This window comes from Paraburkholderia sp. RL18-085-BIA-A, from assembly GCF_046027075.1.
Taxonomy (GTDB): Bacteria; Pseudomonadota; Gammaproteobacteria; order Burkholderiales; family Burkholderiaceae; genus Paraburkholderia.
Genome location: NZ_JARESU010000709.1, coordinates 1 through 277, shown reverse-complemented (window position 1 = coordinate 277; position 277 = coordinate 1). Strand labels below are relative to the sequence as shown.

The following is a 277-nucleotide window of genomic DNA, read 5'->3' as shown; positions in this document are numbered from 1 at the left end:
ATACTCGCGAGCGAGCCGGGTGCTGAGTTGATGCAGAAAGTCCTTCCTGCGGTTCGCGATCCTGGCGTGGATCGCCTTCACCCGGCTCTTCTTGCGTGCTCGCTGGGCAGTGGCGAGCGCGGGCTCGAGGTCGCGGTAGAAGCGCTGCGCGTCGACATTCGGAAGACGTTCGTCCGAGAAGCCGGCAAAGGTCTTGAGCCCGAGGTCGATGCCCAGATCCCGATTGGCTTCATTGGGCCGGGCAGACTTCACCTTGACCGTCACGTTCAGATACCAA

General features: G+C 62.1%; 1 protein-coding gene. It reads right to left on the bottom strand.

Features of this window, described 5'->3' with window-relative positions:
- The coding region (locus P0D89_RS54495) for a transposase (protein WP_408379939.1) at positions 1-277 on the bottom strand (277 nt) is incomplete at both ends.